General features: G+C 40.6%; 11 protein-coding genes. 7 read left to right on the top strand and 4 right to left on the bottom strand.

All coding sequences use genetic code 11. From position 1 onward, the window contains the following. Positions 1-7 precede the first annotated feature (7 nt). The 5 genes from PSR9079_RS19040 (at position 8) to PSR9079_RS19020 (ending at position 5,934) form a co-directional block, all read left to right on the top strand. Positions 8-784, top strand: a complete 777-nt coding sequence (locus tag PSR9079_RS19040; RefSeq protein ID WP_149982862.1) for a family 16 glycosylhydrolase — start codon at positions 8-10, stop codon at positions 782-784. Between the two features lie 49 nt (positions 785-833). Beyond that, on the top strand, positions 834-3,356 hold the full coding sequence (locus tag PSR9079_RS19035; RefSeq protein ID WP_149982861.1) for a glycoside hydrolase family 3 protein: 2,523 nt from the start codon (positions 834-836) through the stop codon (positions 3,354-3,356). A gap of 61 nt (positions 3,357-3,417) precedes the next feature. Further along, positions 3,418-4,473, top strand: coding sequence for a sensor histidine kinase (locus PSR9079_RS19030; protein WP_246175609.1), 1,056 nt, complete (start codon positions 3,418-3,420; stop codon positions 4,471-4,473). After that, a complete protein-coding gene (locus PSR9079_RS19025; protein ID WP_149982860.1) occupies positions 4,470-5,261 on the top strand; it encodes a LytR/AlgR family response regulator transcription factor in 792 nt (263 codons plus the stop codon). Before PSR9079_RS19030 ends, PSR9079_RS19025 begins: the two co-directional genes overlap by 4 nt. Before the next feature lie 97 nt (positions 5,262-5,358). Beyond that, positions 5,359-5,934: a hypothetical protein gene (locus PSR9079_RS19020; protein WP_149982859.1), complete on the top strand. Its 576-nt coding sequence runs from the start codon at positions 5,359-5,361 to the stop codon at positions 5,932-5,934. A 90-nt stretch (positions 5,935-6,024) separates the two neighbouring features. Here PSR9079_RS19020 and PSR9079_RS19015 read toward each other — a convergent pair whose 3' ends face one another. From PSR9079_RS19015 to PSR9079_RS19005, 3 genes are all read right to left on the bottom strand, one after another. After that, positions 6,025-6,996, bottom strand: coding sequence for a glutathione S-transferase family protein (locus tag PSR9079_RS19015; protein WP_149982858.1), 972 nt, complete (start codon positions 6,994-6,996; stop codon positions 6,025-6,027). A gap of 21 nt (positions 6,997-7,017) precedes the next feature. Then, positions 7,018-7,860: a pirin family protein gene (locus PSR9079_RS19010; protein ID WP_149982857.1), complete on the bottom strand. Its 843-nt coding sequence runs from the start codon at positions 7,858-7,860 to the stop codon at positions 7,018-7,020. A gap of 71 nt (positions 7,861-7,931) precedes the next feature. After that, positions 7,932-8,912 carry a YihY/virulence factor BrkB family protein gene (locus tag PSR9079_RS19005; protein WP_145241085.1) on the bottom strand — a complete coding sequence of 327 codons (981 nt, stop codon included), beginning with the start codon at positions 8,910-8,912 and terminating at the stop codon, positions 7,932-7,934. 136 nt (positions 8,913-9,048) lie between these two features. On the opposite strand from PSR9079_RS19005, the gene PSR9079_RS19000 reads away from it, so the two are divergent. Next, positions 9,049-10,140, top strand: coding sequence for a mechanosensitive ion channel family protein (locus PSR9079_RS19000; RefSeq protein WP_149982856.1), 1,092 nt, complete (start codon positions 9,049-9,051; stop codon positions 10,138-10,140). Between the two features lie 334 nt (positions 10,141-10,474). Next, positions 10,475-11,347 carry an MYG1 family protein gene (locus tag PSR9079_RS18995; RefSeq protein WP_145241081.1) on the top strand — a complete coding sequence of 291 codons (873 nt, stop codon included), beginning with the start codon at positions 10,475-10,477 and terminating at the stop codon, positions 11,345-11,347. 62 nt (positions 11,348-11,409) lie between these two features. Here the strand turns inward: PSR9079_RS18995 and PSR9079_RS18990 are convergent, their stop codons facing one another. Next, complete coding sequence (locus PSR9079_RS18990; RefSeq protein ID WP_145241079.1) at positions 11,410-12,927, bottom strand: DUF3360 family protein; 1,518 nt, start codon at positions 12,925-12,927, stop codon at positions 11,410-11,412. Between the last annotated feature and the right edge of the window lie 327 nt (positions 12,928-13,254).

The following is a 13,254-nucleotide window of genomic DNA, read 5'->3' as shown; positions in this document are numbered from 1 at the left end:
ATCAATAATGAAAACTAAGCTTATTAGCTCGTTAGTTGCAGGTTGTGTGTTTATCTCACCTTTTACATATGCCAATTATTTTAAAGATAATTTTTCATGGGGTTACGATAATGCCATTTGGAATGCGCGAAGTGGCGACAATGGCTCGCCTTTTGGCTGTGAATTTTCCCCTGCAATGATCAACCCAAGTGAACATGGCGTTACACTTTCTTTGGCACAAGGCGCATGTGCTGAGCTGCAAAGTAATAATTTCTATGGCTTTGGCAAGGTCCAAGGCAGTGTTAAGTCAGGGAATACGCAAGGCACTGTGTCTTCCATTTTTACTTACACATCGTGGTGGGATTCACCCGGCAGAGCATGGCAAGAGATAGATATTGAGCTTTTACCCTCCCTTGGGAACGTTGTTCATACCAATGTGATTTATCAGCCGCAAGGTGGCACTTATCAAAGCTGGGAAAAGGACATCGACTTAAGTCAGTTTGGGCTTGATTACAGAGAAAACTTATTAACTATTGGCTTTGATTGGTCTAGCAACTCGATTCGTTGGTACCTATACGACGCTCAAGGAAATGAGCAAACATTAAGAGTGCTCTACAAAGACAATGGCGATGGTCATTTAGCTGAAAATGAAATTCCCGCGTATGCATGGCCGATGGATAATACAAAAATAATGATTAACCAATGGAATGGTGATAACTCAACCGAAGGCTATTACTTCCCTGGTCAATACTATGGCAGCCCTTCGTGGGCGTACTATGATTTTATTGAGTACATTCCCCAATAAAATTAAGAAGTGTGTATCTATAAATAGAATTTAATCTCGAAGGTTTTTAATGTCTCAAATCAAATATTCTAAATTATTATTTTGCTTATTGCCCGTAGTTGGGGCGCTTACTTGTCAATATTCATTCAGTGCAGAGCGTGAGCAAGTTAACTGGCCTTATGTAAACACTAAACTTAAACGCGATCCCGCTGTAGAAGCGCAAATTGAACAGCTGCTCACAAAGATGACCATAGAGCAAAAAGTGGCGCAAATGATTCAGCCCGAAATTGGTTATCTAAGTGTTGAACAAATGCGTAAATATGGGTTTGGTTCATACCTAAATGGCGGCAATACAGCCCCCTATGGCGACAAACGCGCTGATCAGGCCACATGGTTAAAATATGCGGATGAAATGTACCTAGCATCAATAGACTCAACGAAAGACGGTATTGCAATACCGACTATTTGGGGTACTGATGCCATGCATGGACATAGCAATGTGTATGGCGCTACGTTATTTCCGCACAATATTGGCTTAGGAGCTGCGCATGATGTCGACTTAATTAAGCGCATAGGCCAAGCAACAGCGAAAGAAGTCTCAGCCACTGGGATTGAATGGAGTTTTGCTCCTACTGTCGCTGTAGTCAGAGATGATCGCTGGGGCAGAACCTATGAAAGTTACTCAGAAGATCCTGAATTAGTTAGGCTGTATGCAGGTAGTATGGTGACAGGTATTCAAGGTGATATAGGCGCTGACTTTTTAAAAGGCAGTAACCGTATTGCAACCGCAAAACATTTTGTGGGCGATGGTGGTACAGAGCAAGGCGTTGATCGCGGAAATACGCTTATCGATGAAAAAGGATTAAGAGATATTCACAGCGCAGGTTATTTTTCGGCTATTAATGAAGGTGTGCAATCAGTGATGGCATCATTTAATAGTTGGAATGGCAAACGTGTACATGGCGATAAACATTTATTAACGGATGTACTTAAAAACCAACTTGGTTTTGATGGGTTTGTAGTCAGTGATTGGAATGCTCACAAGTTTGTAGAAGGCTGCGATTTAGAGCAATGTGCACAAGCAATTAACGCCGGCGTTGATGTGATCATGGTACCAGAGCATTTTGAAGCGTTTTATCATAATACTGTTAAGCAAGTGAAAGACGGTGTAATCGCAGAAGCAAGAATTAACGATGCCGTTAGGCGCTTTTTAAGGGCTAAAATCCGCTGGGGTGTGTTTTCGAAGAGCAAACCATCAGCGCGACCTGAATCACAACACCCGCAGTGGTTAGGTGCTAATGAGCATCGCACTTTGGCAAGAGAAGCGGTTCGTAAGTCACTCGTTCTATTAAAAAACAACGAAAACGTGCTGCCAATCAAAGCGAGTAGCCGCATTTTAGTTGCCGGCAAAGGCGCGAATGCAATTAATATGCAAGCGGGTGGTTGGAGCGTTTCTTGGCAGGGCACAGACAATACCAATAGTGACTTTCCAAATGCGACCTCTATTTATGCGGGTTTACAGTCGCAAGTAACAAAAGCGGGTGGTGAGATCACTTTGAGCGAGTCTGGTGAGTATAAAACCAAGCCAGATGTAGCCATTGTTGTTATTGGTGAAGAACCTTATGCAGAATGGTTTGGTGATATAGAAATGCTTGAGTTTCAGCATGAAACCAAACACGCACTTGCACTGTTGAAAAAGCTTAAGGCAGACAATATTCCGGTAGTAACGGTATTCTTAAGCGGCCGCCCGTTGTGGGTTAATAAAGAGCTCAATGCATCGGATGCCTTTGTTGCTGCTTGGCTACCAGGCTCTGAAGGTGAGGGCGTTGCAGATGTACTATTAACTAATAGCGAAGGTAAAGCCCAGTTTGATTTCAGCGGTAAGTTGAGTTTTTCATGGCCTAAATATGATGACCAATTTACGTTAAACTTAAACGATGCTGACTATGACCCATTATTTGCTTATGGCTATGGCTTAACTTATCAGGACAACATAAATGTGCCTGTTTTGAGTGAGAAAACCAGCCCTAAAAAAATTATTAATAGTGACTCACATCCGCTGTTTGTAAGAAACTTAGCCAAAAATATGACTTGGCAACTGGCAGATACAAGCACAGAAAAGGTGTTAGCCAGCGGTGCATCTGCAACCAGTGGCGATAAACAGAGTTTACTTATGCAATCAGTCAATTTATCTTATCAAGAAGATGGCCGTGGCTTTAATTGGCGCGCACAAGCCGCTGTTAGCTTGAGTTTTTTAAAGCCTGAACAGCTAGATAGTAAATTTAGTGCAGGTTACCTTGAATTAAAAATGCGCATAGATAAAGCTCCAGAACAAGGAGCAAACTTGCAAGTCATGTGTAGCGAAAATCATTGCTTAAGGAATATTGATTTTTCATCGTTTTCACAATTAATGACAAACAAAAGTTGGCATACTCTAGCAATCCCTTTGCACTGTGGTGATAGCGGACTTGCTGAGCAAAAAATAACAGACGCGCTGCGCATTACCAGTCAAAATTTAAGTTTAGCAATTGCTGATGTGGTGTTGACTATAAAACCGAGTAATTACTCATTATCATTAACGTGTGCAAAGTAATACCCTATGGCTGTTGATTAACGTTTATTAATCAACAGCCTATAACATTGGATTTAATAATGTGAATAGTAATAACCCTAGAAGTCAGTTGTTCTGGTTATTCCAAAGTTGTGGTTGGATTGTCTATGCAATGCTGACCGAATTAATGATAAAAATACCAAGCGAAGAGCCATGGACAATACATATACCGCATTTAATTATTGATGTAGCGTGTGGCTTTTTGATCACTTTAACGTTAAGACGATTTTACAACTGTTTTAGTCAGCAAGAGCTCAAAGTTAAAGTCGCGTTACGTATTATGCTGCTTCTAATTGCAACATTACTCTGGACGCAAATTAAATGGATTTCCTTGCAGTGGTTATATGGTAACTGGTGGCTTTCAATGTCATGGTTTGACTTTGGTACATGGACGTCAGCCTCGTTAACCATGCTTTCAACATGGACTGCCTTTTATTACGGGATCAAAATTTATTTAGATAATCTTGAGCAAACTCAAAAAGCCGCAGAAGCAACCCATTTAGCCAAAGAGTCACAGCTAAAAATGCTTCGATATCAGCTTAACCCGCATTTTATGTTCAATAGTATTAACGCTATTTGCACGTTAATATTGAAAAAAGAAAGCTTGCAGGCAGTAAACATGCTTGAAAAACTATGTGACTTATTGCGCCATAGTTTATATACCGACCCACTTGAAAAAGTAGCTATCAAAGAAGAAATTGCAATGTTAAGAACCTACTTAGATATTGAACAATGCCGATTTGCTGACAAGCTAGAGGTTAATATTAGCGTTGATGAACCATGCAACGATTTATTAATACCTTCTTTATTAATTCAACCATTGGTAGAAAACGCGTTAAAACATGGTATGCGAGCAGATCAAAAAATGGTGATCACCATTAATGTTGAAAAAACAAAATCCGCATTGCTCATTAAAGTTGCTGATACTGGTAAAGGCTTTGATGATAATAAAAAAACCAAAAGAGGCATCGGCTTGGCTAATTGTGAGCAACGCTTAAAATTAATATATGGTAATAGTCACCGAATTGAAAAAGGCAATGCGACTACCGGTGGTGCGTGGTTTTGTATCTCTCTTCCAATTAATGGTTTGCAATCATGATTCAATTAAAAACGTTGCTCGTTGATGACGAATACAGTGCTATTGAAGGTTTGCGTATTCGCTTAGAAGCCTTTGCTGAAATTGAAGTGATTGGCAGTGCACAAAGTGTTGATGAAGCAATTAAAGTACTTAACGAATATGATGTAGATTTAGTGTTTCTAGATATAGAAATGCCAACAAAGTCAGGTTTTGAATTAATTAAACATTTTCAACCAGAGAGCTGCCCTGCGGTTATCTTTGTTACGGCATTTCATCAACATGCTGTTAAAGCTTTTGAGGTGAGGGCTCTGGATTATTTACTTAAGCCCGTTAAGTTAGCTCGCCTTGCAGAAGCTATTGAAAGAGTTATTAAAACCCAAAAGCTAAACGGAAAAACCAAACTTATTGAAGTTCACCAATCACTAGTTAACAGTGACGCTCAAGAAGTAGAGGTTACGGGTAACTCTGACTATAAGTTTGAAGCTGAGAATTTAGTTATTCAAGATGCTAAAAACCCGATTCAAATTATCCCGTTTAAAGATATTTTATGGATTGATGCGGCGGGGGATTATATGTGTGTACACACACCTGCTGAAACACACGTAATGCGTGCGCGTTTAAAAGAGCTTGAAAAAAACACCTTGCCTGAAGATTTCCTGCGAATACATAAATCAACGATTGTAAATTTAAGCCATATAAAGCAACTTAACCCACTTAGAAACTCTGAATACACGGCTGTATTACAAAGTGGTAAAACACTTAAAGTCAGTCGTACTTATAGTAAAAATTTAAAGAGTTTGTTCAAATAATAAATATTGAGAGTATTAAACTATAACTGCAACAGTTTGTATAATAGGCATTTGTTACGCTATCTCAGGTCATAAATTATAAGGACTTTCAATTTCTATGGCAAAACCTCAGCTTTTTTGGATTATTTTAATATTATTGATTACCTGTTTTATGCCTTGTGGTTTTTTCATCTGGTATGAAAGTGTGGATCCCGCATTTATCCCTAATGCTAATTACAATTTTATTTTAAAATGGGTTTTACCCTCGCTGACAGTGCTGACGATTGGTTACCTTTTGAGTCAGTATAAGAATTTTGCTCAAGTGAAGGAAAGCTTAGATGAGCATTTTATTGCTGAGGGGCGTTTAGTTAAGTATTTTACGCTGCTTTTTAGTCCAGTGTTTATTTACTTTTACTTTTGGACATTCATTAATATCCCAATACAGTTATGGGCAAATTATCAATTGGCTGAGTATTGGTCGCAAGAATATTTATTAGTTGAGGCAACAACATGTAGTAGTGACTATGAGCCGCACTGCGTAGAATTAAAGTTTTCCGATTTAACAAGTGAAGAAACACATTCAATAAGATGGTATTTAGATAAAGCTGAATTATTAACGCTCAAGAATAAAAGAGTAAATCTGGTCGGTGAAAAAAGTTATTTTGGTTATATTATCAATGAAATACAGTGGTGATCAAAGCTTTAAAAGGCATTATTGTGATTTGTGGTGGTTATAAAAAGGCCTAAACTACCCCTGCCATTTTGCAGGGGTAGTATAAATTGGTTAACCGCGATTATGCTCGCGAGCGTAATCAATATTGGGCCCTTTAGGGACGATTTGCGTTGGGTTGATCATGGTATGACTAAAATAATAATGTCGTTTGATATGATAAAAATCAACGGTTTCTTTAACGCCAGCAACTTGATAAAGCTCACGTAAGTATTCACTCAGTGCCGGGTAATTTTCGATAGTACGCAGATTACATTTAAAATGCCCAACATACACACTGTCAAAGCGTATTAGCGTGGTAAATAATCGCCAATCTGCTTCTGTTAGGGTGTTGCCCACCAAATAGCGCTGCTTGAGTAAAATACTTTCGACTTTGTCTAATGCAGTGAATAAGTCATTAAATGCCTCTTCATAGGCTTTTTGAGTGGTCGCAAACCCAGTACGATACACGCCATTATTAATGTTGTTGTACACCAGCTCATTAATTGCATCGATTTCAGCGTGCAAGTTATTTGGGTAAAAGTCTAGTTTATTGCCAGTTAAATCATTAAAGGCGCTGTTAAACATGCGAATGATTTCAGCAGATTCATTACTGACTATTTTATTTTGCTGTTTATCCCAAAGCACAGGCACAGTTACTCTTCCGGAATAATCTGCTTTATTTTCGGTGTATATTTGATGCATAAATTGCTTATCAAAAAGTGCATCTCCAGTGCTGTGGTTGTTTTTATCAAACGTCCAACCGTTATCTAACATATCTGGGCTAACCACAGAGACATCAATATAGTCTTCAAGGCCTTTTAATTTTCTAAAAATCAAGGTGCGGTGCGCCCATGGGCAGGCTAATGAAACATATAAATGATAACGGCCTTTCTGTGCCTTAAAGCCCGCCTCACCAGTTGGGCCTGCGCTGCCATCTTTGGTTATCCAGTTACGTAATTGTGCAGACTCGCGTTTAAACTCACCATCGCTTTTATCGGTGTCGTACCATTTATCTTGCCATTTACCGTTGACTAGTAATCCCATAATTGACTCCTATATCGTGTTTTAAAAGCTACCAAATTTACCGCTTTGGTAATCACTAATTGCTTCTCGTAATTGAGCTTGCGTATTCATCACAAACGGGCCCATGTGAGCAATAGGTTCATTAAGCGGATCACCGGCTAAAATAAGTACCCCAGCGCCGCTTTGCGAGCTAAATTTAATATCACTACCGGACTCTAAAATAAGTAGGCTGCCAGCCATTACTGGACCACCTTGTTCGGTGTTGATAGAGCCGGTATGAATATAAATCATCACCTTGCTTTGTATCAGAGGTGGGTGGTCAAACTCAGTGCCTACAGGTAATGTTACATCTGCTAGCATGCCATTGGCTGCTAGTTCTTGTAGGCTTGAAACCTGAGTTTGCTGGTCAAATTGCCAACTGCCAGCCAGTGCTTTTAGTTCAACACCTTGACTATTTTTATGTTCAGGTGCAGGGTGCTCAGTAGTATCTTGATATTTCGGTGCTCTGAGCTTTTCAGTGCTTGGCATATTGAGCCAAATTTGAAAGCCATGCATCCCCTCAATCGCATCGGCAAGTGGCATTTCGCTATGGATAACGCCAAAGCCGGTACTCATCCATTGCACGTCACCTGCGCGAATAGCTTTTTTATTGCCCATTTGATCTTGGTGTTCAAAACCGCCTTTAATAATGTAGGTAAAGGTTTCGATACCACGATGCGGGTGGGCAGGAAACCCACCCATAAAGTCACTGTGATCGTCGGATTTTAATTCGTCGATCATTAAAAAAGGATCTAAATGCTTACCATCAAAGCCTGGTATCCGGCTAATATTTACGCCATCACCATCTTGGGTTGCATGGCTATTGAGTTGCTTTATTACTTTCATTGCTTTGCTCCGAATCTTGTATGGTATTATTTAAACACAATAAAATTAAACAACCATGGGTAAAAATAGCACTATTCATTCGTTTTAACAGAACGTTCTGATTTTTGTTTTTTCGTTAGGTTATCCGCTACAAAAGCCCCGCGATTGCCAGACTGATGTGCAGGTCCTACGGTGCTATCAACCATGGTTTGTTGTTCTGTGCTGGCATTAATCGCAGCGCCAAAAATAATAATATAGGCGCTGATATACAACCACATCAACATGATCACGACCCCTCCTAACGAACCATAGGTCTCATTGTATGAAGCAAACTGTGACACATAATATGAAAACCCTAATGATGCGATGATCCAAAGTCCTGTCGCCATAACTGAACCAGTTGTAACCCAACGCCACTTTGCCGCTTTTCTATGGGGTGCATAACGATATACAAAAGCTAAAGCAAAATGAAAAGTCGCTGCTAGTAACAGCCAAGTGAGTAATTTGATCACCGTATCGATACTGTTTTCTAGACCAACAATATTGAGTGCGATAGGCAATATACCAATGATTAATAATGCGATTACTGCGACCAATATAGCGCCAATAGAGAATAGAAAGCGCACTAAAAGCGCTTTGAAAAACTGCCTTTTGGTTTGCTCATGGTAGGTAATATTGCAGGCTGTGATCAGTGCTTGGCAGCCCTTACTGCTACTCCATGTGGTTAATAACAACGTGCTTATTGCACTAACACTTAACACTTTTTGTGATTGTTGGGTAACTTCAGATACCTGTTGTAGAACGATTTCTCGGCTGCTCGGTGGCAATAAAGTAATAAACTTACTAATCTGTTCACTAACATCCGCCGTAGAGGCGAAATAAGCATACAGCGAAACACAGGCTGCCAGTGCTGGAAAAATAGCGAGTAATGCGTAAAAGGCGACACCAGCGGCAACAAAGGATAAGTTATCTTGCGACATACTTTGGTATACCCGCTTGCTGATATCCCACCAGCCCAGCAAGGGGATCTCGGTTGGTTTATCTGCTGTGTAGCCACGTGGTTTATGTGCCATATTTTATTCCTTGCTGATGGTTATTAGTCACTATTTATTAGAAGTTAAGGTGCAAGGTGCTTGCCAGCTTAAGTTGGCGTTTAATTTGCTTCTACAGAATTAATGGTTTCATCAATAAAGAGCGCATGAGTTACATATGGAAATAATGAATAGTATTAATAATCAAATTATTAGCGCATTAAAAATACAAACAACGAGTACCAACGCGGATCCTTTAGCGCCAGTATCTTGGCAAGGTATAAACTCACAAATTGCGCATTTTTTACAAAGTGCTTGGCAAATGTTACCCGCTCTCACTTTAGGTATAGCAGCAATAATCGTGTGCTATTTTTTAGCAAAGCCTGTGTCTTATTTATTAGTGAAACCTATTGGCTATGTAAGTGAAAGGCGGTTATTGCATGTTGTTGCTCGTCGCTTTATTAGTACTGTGATCATTTTGTTTGGAGTTTATTTATTTTTACGCTTAGCAGGCTTAAGTGAATTTGCCGTGGCGATAATGAGCGGAACTGGATTAGTCGGGCTAATCTTAGGTTTTGCATTTCGTGATATTGCAGAGAACTTTATATCGAGCATGCTATTAAGTGTGCAACGTCCTTTTCGTATTGATGATGTTATTGAAGTCGATGGCTGCTTAGGGGTAGTAAAAAAGGTCACTGCGCGGGCGACCACATTAGTTGATTTTGATGGTAATCATATTCAAATACCTAATGCGACTGTTTATAAAAATGTGATTAAAAACCTTACTGCTAATCCGAAAATGCGCGGTCACTATAAAATAGGCATAGGTTACGATAACGATATACGTAACACTCAGCAGTTAGCGCTGAGTTTAATGGATAAACAAGCTGCTGTGCTAAAAGATCCGGCCCCACAGGTGTTACTTGATGAATTAGGCTCAGCCACTATCAATCTCAGTATTTACTTTTGGGTTAATAGTGAGCAAAACAGCCCGGTTAAGGTAGCGTCGCAATTGATGCGTGAAATGGTTAATAGCTTTAACGCGCATGGTATTAGTATGCCTGATGATGCTCGTGAACGGATTATTTTAAATGCACCGGCAAGTGAGCAAGCACAAAAGACTCCGGAACAACCCACTACGCAAGATCAAAAAGTCAAACCGATTGCGCATCTGGATGCTGATATTGATGATGTGAGCAGTGATGCTGATGAAATTCGTGAACAAGCTGAGCGCTCTCGCGATCCTGAGCAAGGCAACAATATTATTTAACTTGCTCTTTAAATAATATACTTAGTTTAATGGCCGTGGGTTCGGCAATTTTATTTAGCAAAGACTGAGGTATCGCTCGAGGAGAAAGTTTTACTGAAGACAGTTCATGTATGGATTGGTTATGTTTTTACCATCAATCTACTGTTGCTTTGTTATTACTGTCGCTTATCTTCCTCTAGACGATTAATTACCACAAAGTGGTTCACTGTTTTTGTGGGCTGCTCGCCGATAGCGTATACTGTTGTGCTTGTAATTTTGACTTATCTATTTTGTGCTAACGGATCAGTTTAAATTTCGCCGTCTTCTTACTCCTTTCTAAAATGATATTAAATAAATGAATGATATAACAGTAGCAACTCATAACGGTAATTTTCATGCGGATGATGTGTTTAGTATCGCCGCACTTAGGCATATTCTTCCTACTTTTAAACTTATACGTACCCGTGATTTAGAATTAATCGCGCAAGCTGACATAGTGATTGATGTTGGCGGCGAATATGACCCAGCTGCTGGACGTTTTGATCATCACCAACGTGGCGGTGCCGGCGAGCGTGAAAATGGCATCCCATACTCATCATTTGGTTTAATTTGGCAAAAATATGGTTTAGAGCTGTGTCAGGGTGACCAAGATGTTGCGCATGCAGTTGATGCCGGTTTGGTATCGACCATTGATGCGATTGATTGCGGTCATGTTGAAGGTGTATCGAAAGGGATCAGTCTTAGCCAAACAATTTCAATGTTTAACCCAACATGGCAAGAGGAAAGTGACTTTGATCGTTGTTTTGATGAGGCGGTTGAATTTGCATCGCGTGTTTTAACACGTTTTATTGCAGCAGCCAGTGGCGGCATTAATGCTAAAGCAATCGTCGCTAAAGCGATTGATAACGCAGATGATGCAAGAGTGATTGTATTAGAGCAATATACGCCGTGGAAAAAAACCGTGCATGCTTTATCGCAAGAAGCGTTATACATGGTTTATCCATCGCATTCAGGCAAATGGATTTTGCAAACGGTGCCTGTTGAACCGGGTTCATTTGAAGACAGAAAGTCACTACCAAAAGCATGGGCTGGTTTATCAGATGCTGCATTTCAAGCGCAAACGGGCATTGATGACGCAATGTTTTGCCACAATGGCTTGTTTATCGCTGGCGCAGAATCATTTGCAAGTACCATGAAACTTGCTGCTATGGCGTTGCAAGACGAATAAAACGAAGTCACGGTTATTAAAAAGGGGGGGTAAGCGCTGTACTGGCTTCCCCCCTTTTTGTATTAGTGCCTAAAGTTTTCTAGCAACGCTGGAATACCTGGCAGCATGCCCACCATGGCCATAACACTGGTCAATAATACAAACATAAACAGCGGAATGATCCAGCGACTCATATGGGTCAGCTCAGAGCTGCGCTCTTTACAGCCAATTAAGCCTAAGTTATCGAGCAGCATGGTCAGTGACCAGCCAAACGCTGGGTTTACTAACGTTGAAGCAAATACCACAATAGCTGCTGATTGCGTGGTTTTACCTTCGCGAGTCATTTCCATACCTGCCTCAAGCAGTGGGATAAATACACCCACTATTAACGCCACACACAGTACCGGTTGCCAAATGGCGAGATCCATTGGATAACCCCATATACCTGCAATTACACAAAAAAGTGCGGTTAAAATTGCACCAGCTGGAATAGGGCGCTTAGCAATCGCGGCAGGCACAATATACGTGCCCCATGATGAGGTGAAGTTAGACCCACCTAAAATAGAGCCAAAGGTTTGCCTAACTGATGCACTGAGCATAGTATCGTCAATGTTCATTTGCACTTTTTCAGTGCGTTTTGGGTAGCTGATCTTTTGGAATACTTGATGGCCTAAAAAGTCTGGCGACCACATGGCCACTGCCAGTATGGCAAAGGGCAATACGACTACAAAGCTTTCAAGAGTCGGCAAACCTAACATCCAACCGGTGTTTTCACCCCACCAATACATAGGGTTCATATTTGGTAACCCAGGGGCGGTTTTAAATTCAAACGGCGCACCTAAGGCAAAGGCCGTTAAACCACCAATAAGGCAGCTGAGCGGCACAGCTAACCAACGTTTTTTAAAATGTTCGAGTAGCGCGTACAGTAAAATAGTGGCCAAAATAACGATGAAGGCAATGTGGGTCATTTGAATTTGTTCAGCCCATGCAAACAGTTTCTTTACTTGCGATATAGTGCCTATGAATCCTAAGTAAAGTAATAATCCGCCGCACACCCCTTTACTGGTTAGTCGTGCCAACAAACTGCCGCCTTTACTGATGGCAAGCAGTAACCCTAAGGCGCCAATGAGTAGCCCGAATGCCATTGGGTGTCCGCCTGCTGCAACAACAATGGGAATTAATGGAATGAGTGGTCCGTGGGTTCCCGCTAAGTTAGCAGTGGGTAAAATAAAACCTGAAAACAAGATGATAAAAATAGCCACTATGAGTAACTCATAGCGTACGTTTTCTAACACAAAGGCGTCACTTAAACCAAGCGGTGCGGCAAAGGTGGCGGCAATAGCGCCTACCATAACAACTTTACCAATTGTCCCTGCCATAGCGGGAATCGTGTCTTCAAATTCGAAGCGGTAATCCCGAAAAGGCAAGTTAGGACGCCAGCGCTTTGGCTGCATAATTTGCAGTTCATGCTCGAGATAATCGTCTCGACTGGCAAACTCAGAGCTTGGTTTATGAAGATTTTTATAGCTATCGGAAACGGTTTGAGTATCGCTTACCTGCTCAGCTTGGGAGGACGTGTCATCTTTTGGCGTGGTTGTCATGAATTCTCCTGCAACATTGTTGCTAACTCAAAATAAAAAAACAGCTTGTATAAAGCAATGAATATTGAATCGATAGAATAAAGTAGAGGTTTATCAATTACGATTAGGCAAAGGTCGAGCATGACGGATTAAAGTAGCTTGGCGCAGGTATAGCCAGCAGAGAAGAAAATATTCAAAAGTTAATTTCTATTGTTAATAATCAATACCTTATTTTCATATTTGTTGTTTATTGCTTTGAAAAAGCCAGTTATACGGCATGCATTAATGAATTACTGGGTTCTAAGTCTTTAGTCTAATGGCTAGGAGCTCACTCAAAGCTAAGCTCTG

It is taken from the genome of Pseudoalteromonas rhizosphaerae, assembly GCF_902498845.1.
GTDB lineage: Bacteria > Pseudomonadota > Gammaproteobacteria > Enterobacterales > Alteromonadaceae > Pseudoalteromonas > Pseudoalteromonas rhizosphaerae.
This window is presented reverse-complemented; position numbering and strand designations above follow the sequence as displayed.

What these genes read in the sequence shown, in the direction of transcription:
- PSR9079_RS19040 (WP_149982862.1), top strand. Translation starts at nt 8, where the DNA reads ATGAAAACTAAGCTTATTAGCTCGTTAGTTGCAGGTTGTGTGTTTATC.
- PSR9079_RS19035 (WP_149982861.1), top strand. Translation starts at nt 834, where the DNA reads ATGTCTCAAATCAAATATTCTAAATTATTATTTTGCTTATTGCCCGTA.
- PSR9079_RS19025 (WP_149982860.1), top strand. Translation starts at nt 4,470, where the DNA reads ATGATTCAATTAAAAACGTTGCTCGTTGATGACGAATACAGTGCTATT.
- PSR9079_RS19020 (WP_149982859.1), top strand. Translation starts at nt 5,359, where the DNA reads ATGGCAAAACCTCAGCTTTTTTGGATTATTTTAATATTATTGATTACC.
- PSR9079_RS19015 (WP_149982858.1), bottom strand. Translation starts at nt 6,996, where the DNA reads ATGGGATTACTAGTCAACGGTAAATGGCAAGATAAATGGTACGACACC.
- PSR9079_RS19010 (WP_149982857.1), bottom strand. Translation starts at nt 7,860, where the DNA reads ATGAAAGTAATAAAGCAACTCAATAGCCATGCAACCCAAGATGGTGAT.
- PSR9079_RS19005 (WP_145241085.1), bottom strand. Translation starts at nt 8,912, where the DNA reads ATGGCACATAAACCACGTGGCTACACAGCAGATAAACCAACCGAGATC.
- PSR9079_RS19000 (WP_149982856.1), top strand. Translation starts at nt 9,049, where the DNA reads ATGGAAATAATGAATAGTATTAATAATCAAATTATTAGCGCATTAAAA.
- PSR9079_RS18995 (WP_145241081.1), top strand. Translation starts at nt 10,475, where the DNA reads ATGAATGATATAACAGTAGCAACTCATAACGGTAATTTTCATGCGGAT.
- PSR9079_RS18990 (WP_145241079.1), bottom strand. Translation starts at nt 12,927, where the DNA reads ATGACAACCACGCCAAAAGATGACACGTCCTCCCAAGCTGAGCAGGTA.